The sequence below is a fragment of the Streptococcus sp. genome (assembly GCF_019414905.1).
In the GTDB taxonomy this organism is placed as follows: domain Bacteria; phylum Bacillota; class Bacilli; order Lactobacillales; family Streptococcaceae; genus Streptococcus.
On the sequence record NZ_DXLC01000185.1, the window covers coordinates 1 to 9662 of the forward strand.

9 protein-coding genes and 1 other annotated feature are annotated in these 9662 nt (G+C 41.1%); all 9 genes read right to left on the reverse strand.

The features are described 5' to 3' along the window. On the reverse strand, positions 1–1271 hold a 1271-nt coding region (gene dcm, locus QZ359_RS05565), incomplete at its 3' end, for a DNA (cytosine-5-)-methyltransferase (RefSeq protein WP_293963939.1). 99 nt (positions 1272–1370) lie between these two features. Continuing rightward, complete coding sequence (locus QZ359_RS05570) at positions 1371–2150, reverse strand: replication initiator protein A (protein WP_293963940.1); 780 nt, start codon at positions 2148–2150, stop codon at positions 1371–1373. After that, entirely contained in the window at positions 2147–2320 is a 174-nt protein-coding gene (locus tag QZ359_RS05575) for a hypothetical protein (RefSeq protein ID WP_000159607.1), read from the reverse strand. The genes QZ359_RS05570 and QZ359_RS05575 overlap by 4 nt, the downstream gene beginning before the upstream one ends. A gap of 201 nt (positions 2321–2521) precedes the next feature. Further along, positions 2522–2890 carry a 50S ribosomal protein L7/L12 gene (gene rplL / locus QZ359_RS05580; RefSeq protein WP_001196965.1) on the reverse strand — a complete coding sequence of 123 codons (369 nt, stop codon included), beginning with the start codon at positions 2888–2890 and terminating at the stop codon, positions 2522–2524. Between the two features lie 72 nt (positions 2891–2962). Further along, positions 2963–3463: a 50S ribosomal protein L10 gene (gene rplJ / locus QZ359_RS05585; RefSeq protein WP_001287277.1), complete on the reverse strand. Its 501-nt coding sequence runs from the start codon at positions 3461–3463 to the stop codon at positions 2963–2965. A 38-nt stretch (positions 3464–3501) separates the two neighbouring features. Next, positions 3502–3637: a sequence feature (ribosomal protein L10 leader region), on the reverse strand. A gap of 76 nt (positions 3638–3713) precedes the next feature. Further along, positions 3714–4973 carry a TRZ/ATZ family protein gene (locus QZ359_RS05590; RefSeq protein WP_293963941.1) on the reverse strand — a complete coding sequence of 420 codons (1260 nt, stop codon included), beginning with the start codon at positions 4971–4973 and terminating at the stop codon, positions 3714–3716. A 114-nt stretch (positions 4974–5087) separates the two neighbouring features. Continuing rightward, entirely contained in the window at positions 5088–6836 is a 1749-nt protein-coding gene (locus tag QZ359_RS05595) for an ABC transporter ATP-binding protein (RefSeq protein ID WP_293963942.1), read from the reverse strand. Position 6837: 1 nt separating this feature from the next. Next, on the reverse strand, positions 6838–8562 hold the full coding sequence (locus QZ359_RS05600) for an ABC transporter ATP-binding protein (protein ID WP_293963943.1): 1725 nt from the start codon (positions 8560–8562) through the stop codon (positions 6838–6840). 60 nt (positions 8563–8622) lie between these two features. After that, positions 8623–9561 carry a peptide-methionine (R)-S-oxide reductase MsrB gene (gene msrB / locus QZ359_RS05605; protein ID WP_293963944.1) on the reverse strand — a complete coding sequence of 313 codons (939 nt, stop codon included), beginning with the start codon at positions 9559–9561 and terminating at the stop codon, positions 8623–8625. Positions 9562–9662 lie beyond the last annotated feature (101 nt).

Genomic DNA, 9662 nt, shown 5'->3' on the forward strand with positions numbered 1-9662 from the left:
TGTTTATAGAGCTGACTATTACTAGAGACTTTTCTAGCAGCTTCAAAAGCCCAATCAGGAAATCCCTGCAAGCGAAAACACTCTTTAGGAGTGATTCGTCGTATCCTCAGACGGTAAAATTGTCCATCTATCAAGACACCGGCTACATGATAAACTTGTTTATCTTCTCCTTCATAGCTAGCCACTACTACTCCCATTTGACCACTAGTTGTTAACGTATTCGCTATACCTTTTCCAACTCTACCACGACGATACTGAGAACTTGGTCTTTCCAAATTGATTGAATCCCCAATCTCTGCTTGAGCATATCCTTTTTTCGTTGCTTCCCGTACTTTTAGAAATTGGATTGGTTCTGGAATTAGTATTTTGGGGATTTTATCTCCACCTTGCATTGTAGTCAGTGTTGGAGACAAGCCCTCACTTCCATAAACTCGACCAGTTTCCTTAAAGCTAGTTGGTAAATCTCCAACAACGACAATACCATGACGATCTTGAGTATTTAAAGTAAACATCGCCTCTTGGTTTTCCTTAAAGCGTCTACCATTTTGTCTTTTGTCTAATCTATCTGGTGTCATGTAAGGAATCGCAACTTTAAATCCTTCTCCTTTTCCACGAACTAAGGTTGGCGCAAGACCTTCTGAATAATAGACTTTACCACTCATTCCACTTCTTGATGGATTTAAATTCCCTAGTGTTTTTAAAGTCTCAGAGTTAGTTGTTTGACCTTCTCGTCTGAAAGGAAATAAGAGTCTGGTACCTTTCTTTCTAGAATGTCCGATAATAAACACCCTCTCTCTGTTTTGGGGAACGCCAAAATCCTTACTGTTAAGCACCTGCCACTCAACATCAAACCCCAACTCATCAAGTGTGGTAAGGATTGTGGTGAACGTCCGTCCCTTATCGTGATTGAGTAGGCCTTTAACATTTTCAAGAAAAAGAAAACGTGGTTGGATTTGTTTGGTCGCTCGAGCAATTTCAAAGAATAAAGTTCCTCTAGTATCTTCAAATCCCAATCGTCTTCCTGCGATTGAAAATGCTTGACAAGGGAATCCCCCACAGATGACATCGACTTTCCCTCTAAGTTTTTTAAATTCGTCATCTGAAACATCTCGTATGTCATGAAATTCTATTTCTCCTTCTGTTCGAAAAATGGACTTATAAGATTTCCTAGCAAATTTATCAATCTCACAAAATCCAATACACTCGTGTCCGACACTTTCCATTCCTAGTCGAAAACCACCGATACCTGAAAATAAATCAATAAATTTCATTTCTTTATCACCCCTTTCTGACCGACTATAAATGTCCAAATAGTCACACCACTTGAAATGACAATGAGCATAACTAATATCCACTCGATTGGCGACATTTTAACCACCTCCTTTTCTAACACGGTTATTCCAAACGGAATATAGGCCATTAAACACAAATTCAGCTAAAACTTCCGCACGTCTAACAAAGTGAACATTATCTAGAGCATACTGATAGATTCTCTCAAAATCCGTCATAGCAATTTCACTGGCTGTTTCAGAAAACCCCTCTCGTCTAAATTGATCTTGTACCAATCCCCAAATATAATCTCGATCATATTTTGTGACCTTTTCTACTTTTCTTTTCAAGATAGGTTGAGTATTCCTATCCTCCTCATCCTCAATAAATAAAGATTCAGTCTCACTAATTTCAGTCTCACTAACTTCAGTCTCACTAGGGGCTGAATATGAGACGGGGGCCGTTTCATTTTCAACCTGCCCTAGTCTTTTTTTAACACTAGGCCTGTTTGAACTAGCTACTGGGGTATAAGACAACTCCCCTAAATAAATCTTATTAGCTAGTCTCCCTTTCTCACTTGAAGACTGTTGGACTTCATCAATTAAGTCATATTCTTTAAGAATTTTTTTGATAGACAGTAATTTTGACTTCGAACAACCTAACAGTTTCATCAGTTTAGAGTTAGAAAATACTAAATAAACCGCTCCTTCTTCATCTATCCAACCACGACTGAGAGATAATTCTAAACGATCTTTTAAAATAGAATAAGCCACCTTTACTTCTAGTTTCATATCCATATATTTCTCATCCTCAAAAAGAATTTTAGGTAATTTGTAATACCGTTCTGAAGTTTGGTATTGATTTGCGGTAATTCGTTTCATAGCGCTCCTCCAAGTTCTTTGAGTATTAAATCTCCACTTGATTCCAAGCGAACCAAGCCACTTTTTTCTAATTCAGCCATAAGAGAGATGGCTTCAACAATGTCAATTCCCATTTCACGTACTAAAAATGAAATGACAATATAGCGTGATGATTGTAATTCTTTTGTCATTTTCCCTCCTGAAAATAAAAAAAGGAGAACAATATTCAATTGTTCTCCACGATAAATTTGTTAAAAACAAAAACCCTGCCAAATTAATTTTTGGTAGGGTTTTTGGTAGGAAACTAAATTAATTTATCAGTTTCTAAAATGTGTTCACGATTCTAAAAGGCTGATACTATAGTATTCCGAATTCTAATTGGTATATGCCTCTTATTTAAGAGTAACTGAAGCTCCAGCTTCTTCCAATTTAGCTTTGATTTCTTCAGCTTCTGCAGTTGCAACGCCTTCTTTAACAAGTGCTGGTGCACCGTCAACAAGTTCTTTAGCTTCTTTAAGACCAAGACCTGTGATTTCACGTACAACTTTGATAACGCCAACTTTTTTGTCGCCTGCAGATGTCAATTCAACGTCGAATGAATCTTTAGCAGCACCAGCGTCAGCAGCACCAGCTGCAGCAACAGCTACAGGAGCAGCTGCAGTTACACCAAATTCTTCTTCGATAGCTTTTACAAGGTCGTTCAATTCAAGGATTGAAGCTTCTTTAATTTCAGCAATAATGTTTTCAATGTTCAATGCCATTGTTATTTCCTCCAAATATGTTTTAAATTTATAATAGATTTTCGTAGCTAGGCTACGCTGCGTAGCTTAAGATTAAGCTGCGTCTTCTTTGTTGTCTGCAACCGCTTTGACTGCAAGAGCAACGTTGCGCACTGGCGCTTGAAGTACAGAAAGGAGCATAGAAAGAAGTCCTTCGCGGTTTGGAAGAGTTGCAAGTGCAAGAATCTCTTCTTTAGATGCGACAGCGCCTTCGATTGCACCACCTTTGATTTCAAGTGCTTCAGCGTTTTTAGAAAAGTCGTTCAAGATTTTCGCTGGTGCGATAACATCTTCGTTAGAAAATGCTACTGCAGATGGTCCAACAAATACAGATGCAAGATCTTCAAGACCAGCTTTTTCAGCTGCACGACGCAAGATTGAGTTTTTAATAACTTTATACTCAACTTCGCTTCCACGAAGCTCACGACGAAGAACTGTATCTTGCTCAACTGTCAAACCACGAGCGTCTACAACGACGATAGATGCAGCAGCTTTCATTTTCTCAGCTACTACGTCAACTAGTTCCGCTTTTTTAGCAATAATAGCTTCACTCATTAGTGTGTTCACCTCCGTTATTATTTTGCTTGGGGAAATTTTTCAAAAGAAAAACGCGCCCAAACCTAGACACGAAAGTACAATACGCTTCTTTTTACATGATACGTTTTGTCCTCGGTAGGATATTTATGAGTCGAGCTCCCCTACTGTCTTAGGCAGTTTTTTCAAACCGTATATAAGTATAGCATAGTCAAAAAAAGAATGCAAGATTTTTGCAAACTTTTTTTAAAATTTTTTCGTGATTTTTCTTTTAAAGTTCTACTGTCAGGACTTGACCTTGCTTAACAACCTGTTCTCCGGCAATATAAACATCATCTACATCACTAGATTTAACTGCATAAACCAGATGAGAAAGCATATTTTCCAGAGGTTGGAGATGAATTTTCCCTTGTGGTTGAATAACGAGAAAATCTGCCTGTTTACCAACTTCCAGACTTCCTATCTGATTTTCCATTCCTAGAACCTTAGCCCCTTCGATTGTCAGTGCCTTGAGAGCTGTTTCGATAGGAAATTGGCTGGCATCTCCACTTTTCATCTTCTGAAGAAGGGCTGCAGTCCGTCCTTCCTCAAACATGTCTAAATTATTATTAGAAGCGACCGAGTCAGTCGCAATTCCTACTGCTATTCCTGCTTTTTGCAGTTGGATGATTGGAGCAATCCCTGATGCCAGTTTGAGGTTACTGATAGGATTGTGGGCAATAGCCACTTGAGAAGTTGCCAAACGTTCAATTTCTCGCTCGTTTAATTCGACCCCATGAGCAAAGACAGATGAATGATCTAAGTAACCCAGTTCTTCTAGAAAAGCAAGGGGGCGTTTGCCGTAGCGTTTCAGGAGAATGCCTGACTCCTCCTTGGTCTCCGCCACATGGATATGGATAGGAATATTCAGTTCTTTTGCCAAATCTAAGCTTTCTTCCAGCAAGTCTCTATCACAGCTGTAGGGAGAATGTGGGGCTACCATAACCTTGAAATTTGGATTTTTATATCCAATAATTTCTTCAATGATTGCACGAGTTCTGCTTATAGTTTCAGCAGTCGTCTCTGCCTCTGAAGAAAAAAGAGTCGGTGAGAAATAACAACGCATCTTGGAATCTTTCACTGCCTGATAAATCCGTTCAATATCCACACCATTGGGATTATACATATCATTGAAGGTTGTTGTTCCCGACTGGAGCATCTCTATCATAGCTTCTTTGACCGCCTTAGTAGTCATGTCGGGAGTAAACTCAGCTTCTGCTGGCCAGATATAGTCATTGAGCCATTCATGGAGATTGCTATCATCTCGAATCCCTCTCAAACCTGTCATAGCAGAATGGGTGTGGCAATTGACCAAACCAGGCATGATCCAGGCTCCCTGATAGTCTATAATCTGCTCAGCTTGCTCTAAAATCTCTGACTTCTCTTGACCAACATAGACGATTTGAGAATCCTTAACTGCTATGATTCCATCTAGATAAACATGGAAATCTTGATCACAAGTCACGATATTTACATGCTGATAGACTTTCATTCTAGGCTCCTTTTCTATAAGACAATTTACAGTGAATAATTTTTCTAGCTATTGTAACAAAAAAGTCACCCGAAGGCAACTTTTTTCGTCCATAAACTTTCAAAAGAGAATGGCTTATTCAGAGCTAAAAACTGCAGCTTGCTGCATTTGGTAATACTTGCCCTTCTTAGCCATAAGGGCATGATGGTTCCCATACTCAACAATGTCGCCATCCACCAAGACAAGAATCAAATCTGCATCCTGTATGGTAGACAAGCGGTGGGCAATAATAAAGCTTGTTCGCCCTTTCATGAGTTTGGCAAAGGCATCCTGTACCAGCACTTCTGTTCGTGTATCGATAGAAGAAGTCGCCTCGTCTAAGATGAGAATCTTTGGAATAGCCAGAAAGACTCGGGCAATGGTCAAGAGCTGAGCCTGACCGACAGAGAGAGATTCTCCAGCATTTTCTAGCTTTGTATCATAGCCTTGAGGTAACTGTTGGATGAAAAAGTTTGCATTGGCTGCTTTGGCAGCAGCAATCACTTGCTCCCGACTAGCATCAGGAGTGCCAAAGGCAATATTGTCATGAATTGTCCCTTGCTTGAGCCAGGTTTCTTGGAGCACCATGCCAAACTGTTGTCTCAATGATGCTCGAGTATAATCATAAATGGAACGACCATCTAACAAGATATCTCCCGAGTTAATAGGATAAAAACGCATGAGGAGATTGATAAGAGTTGACTTGCCAGCACCTGTCGGACCAACAATGGCCACCTTGCTACCGGCTGGGATATCGATAGATAAATCCTTAATCAAAATCTTTTCAGGATGGTAGCCAAAAGAGATCTGTTTAAAGGAAATAGCTCCCTTGACTTGGTCACTAGTCAAGACTTCCTTACCTGTTTCAGCCACCTCAGGACTATCTAAGACTCCATAAACACGCTCTGCACAAGCGAGAGCACTTTGCAACTCAGCTAGCACTGAAGAAATATCATTAAAAGGCTTGGTGTACTGTTGAACATAGTTCAAAAAAGTCACTAAGCGTCCAATGGTCAAGGTAGAGCCTATCATGATACGATAAGCTCCCACTCCAGCTAGAAGGGCATAAATGAGCGCATTGACAAAGCGAGTCGAAGGATTGACCGTTGATGAATAAAAGATGGCTGACTGAGAATAGCCTGAGTAGTTGTCATTAGCCTCACGCAGTCTTTGGATAAACTCTTCTTGAGCATTAAAGGACTGGATAATGGTCTGCTGGCTCAACGATTCTTCAATTAATTGTGTCTGAATCCCCCTTGTCTCTGTTTGCTTCTGAAAGAGATGATAGGAGCGTTTGGCAATAAAGCGTGAAATCACCATAGACAGTGGCGTCAATAGCAAGACCAAAAGAGTCATGAGGAGATGAATTTGAAGCATGGCTAGAATACTAACCAAAATCATCAAAACGCCAATGAAAAATTGATTAAAAATCATGGTCAAGCCGGCTGCCAGCTGTTCTATGTCTGTGGTCACACGACTAACCATCTCTCCACTACCTTGACGATCCACAAAAGCAATCGGTAACCGATGGAGCTTATGAATGATTCGCTCTCGTAAGTCTCTAGTATAAGAGAAGATTAAACGATTATAAAGAAGAGGATTGACCCATTGTACCAGAGTATTTCCTATTACCACCAAGAGCATATGGAGAAAAATCTGCCAAAAAACTGGTGATGAACCAGCCACTAGGACTTGGTCAATGACCTGCCCAATCAGAATAGGTAGGTAAATTGATAAGCCAACTTGGGCAATGGTTCCTAGAAAGGCTAGGAAAAGGAGAAAAGGACGGCTTGCTAAATCTACGGCTAAACGTTTGAGCGTCTGGTTTGCAGTTTGTCGTCTCATGCTAGTCCTCCTTTCCATGTTGGGATGCATTGATTTCTCGATAGACTTGACTGGATTTCATCAAGTCCTCGTGCTTGCCGATAGCTAGGAGCTCCCCTTTTTCCAAGAGGAGAATCTGGTCTGCCATACGAAGTGTTGAGGTTCGTTGAGAAATCAAGATTAAGCTCATGTCTGGCAAATTTTCTCGGATAGCTTTCAAGAGCTTGGACTCGGTAATGGTGTCGAGGGCCGAAGTCGCATCATCTAGGATGAGAAATGGAGCTTGGCGCAAGACTGCGCGAGCAATAGACAGCCTTTGTTTTTGTCCACCTGAGAAATTTCGACCTCCTGCCTCAACTAGGGCATCCAAGAGTCCTTCCTTTTCACTGACAAAATCCTTAGCTTGCGCAATCTCCAAGGCCTGCCAGAGTTCTTGGTCAGATAGTTCTTGATCTAAACCTAGAGTCAAGTTGGAACGAATGGTTCCTTTAAAGAGTTCGACTTTTTGGGGCACATAGGCAATCCAAGATCGCCATTGCTCAAGATTAAGAGGACTAGATCCATCTCGATAAAGGTCAATGCTTCCCTTGTCTACTGGATAAAGACCAAGTAAGACTTGCACCAAGCTTGATTTACCAGAACCCGTTCCCCCAATGATACCAAGGATTTGCCCTTGCTTCATATCAAAGGAAATGTCTCTTAGAGAAGGTTGAGCTGCATTAGGATAGGTAAAGGTCAATTCTTGGACTTGTAAAACCTGTTCGCTGGTAACTTGCTTTTGTTCTAACTCTGAATGGATATCTTCTGGAGATTCGGCAAAGACTTCCTCGATTCGCTTAGCTGAGATATAGGACTGATTGAGAGAATTTATCAGCATGGCTAGCTTGACCAATTCCACCAAAATCTGTAGGAGATAGTTGATAAGGGCAATGAGAGCACCTTGACTGAGTAAACCTCCTTGAATTGAAATATAGCCCTTCCAGATAATGACGAGGAGAGTTCCATTGACAATCAGATAGGTCAGAGGGGTTAATAAACTAGACCAGAAACCTGTTTTTTCTTGCAATCTGGCATAGACTTGGTTAAGGGTTTGAAAAATCTGTAACTCTCGTTTTTCTTGTCCAAAAGCACGAATGACCCTCATCCCTTGTAATTGCTGGCGCGTTTCTTGAACCAGTTGGTCCGTTTTCCTTCTGAGACTGCTGTAGAGAGGATTGACCAATCGAGATAACCCTACAATGACGATGGTCAAAATGGCAACCATGACTAAAAACCAGAAAGTCAGCTCAGCTGAGATTCGATAAGCCATAAAAATGGCACCAAAAACGATAATGGGCGCTCGCAAAAAGAGACGCAGGAATTGATTGATACCAGTCTGAATCTGGTAGGTATCCGAGGTCAAGCGAGTGACCAAGCTAGAAGTTGTCAAACGGTCTCTGCTGTCCTTGGGCAAGGAAAGAATATGACGATAGAGATCGTTTGTCAATCCCTTGGCAAAACCAACCGCAGCCTTAGCTGAGTAGAACTGAGCTACCAAGGCCACTAAAACGCCAATCACTGCAAAGATAAGGAGCAGGCCAATCTGCATCCAGAGATGACCTTGATTTCTTTGGGGCAAGGATTGGTCAACAATCCCAGCAATCACCATGGGAACCAAGAGCTCAAAAACAGCTTCTAACAGCTTGAATAAGGGAGCTAAAATTGATTCCTTGATGTAGGGTTTGAAGTAAGATAGTAAGTGTTTCATAAATCCCTTCTATGCGTATTCTGGAAATGAAGAAAGTGGGGAGCTCCCACCCTCTCTGTTTTATTTGTTTAAGTAAGGCAATAAATAGCCATATCCTGCTTCGTCCATCTCACCCTTGGCTACAAAGCGTAAGGAAGCAGAATTGATACAGTAACGGAGTCCACCTAACTCCCGAGGTCCATCTGTGAAAACATGACCCAAGTGAGCATTCCCCGACCGAGAACGAACCTCGATTCGCTCCATTCCATGGCTCATATCCTTGTAATAATGAATCAATTCCTTGGAAATCGGACGGCTAAAACTTGGCCAACCACATCCTGAAGCAAACTTATCCTTGGCAAAAAAGAGTGGCTCACCCGTCGTGATGTCTACATAAATCCCTTCTTCAAAGGTTTGGTCATAGGCATTGGTAAATGGAGCCTCTGTAGCAGCTTCTTGGGTAACACGATAGGACTCTTCGGTTAAGCTTTCCTTTAACACATCTTGACTAGGCTTTTCATAATTTGCTGCGTCAATCAATGGCTTCTCAGCATCGGTCACATCGATATGACAGTAACCTGAAGGATTCTTCTTAAGATAGTCTTGGTGGTAGTCTTCAGCCAGAATGTAATGACGTAGTTTCTCCACTTCTACTGCAATCTTTCGCCCAAGCATGCGCTCCTGCTCCTGCACAACTGTGTAGATAGCTGGCAAATCATCTTCATCTTGGTAATAAATCCCAGTCCGATATTGGCGACCACGGTCATTCCCTTGTTGATTGATGGATAGAGGATCGATAACTCGGAAATAATAAAGTAAAATCTCTCTGAGTGACACTGCTTTCTCATCGTAAATCACTTGAACCGTTTCTGCATGATCTGTTTCCTTGAGCAGCTGGTAATTAGTCGTTTCGACTTGTCCATTAGCGTAGCCAACACTGGTTGCTAATACACCAGAAATGCGTGAAAAATACTCCTCTAGGCCCCAAAAACAACCACCTGCTAGATAAATTTCTGCCATCTTTATTTCTCCTTTATCAAGTTTTTAACTAATACTCTTCGAAAATCTCTTCGAAAATCTCTTCAAACCACGTCAGCTTCCATCTGCAACCTCAAAACAGT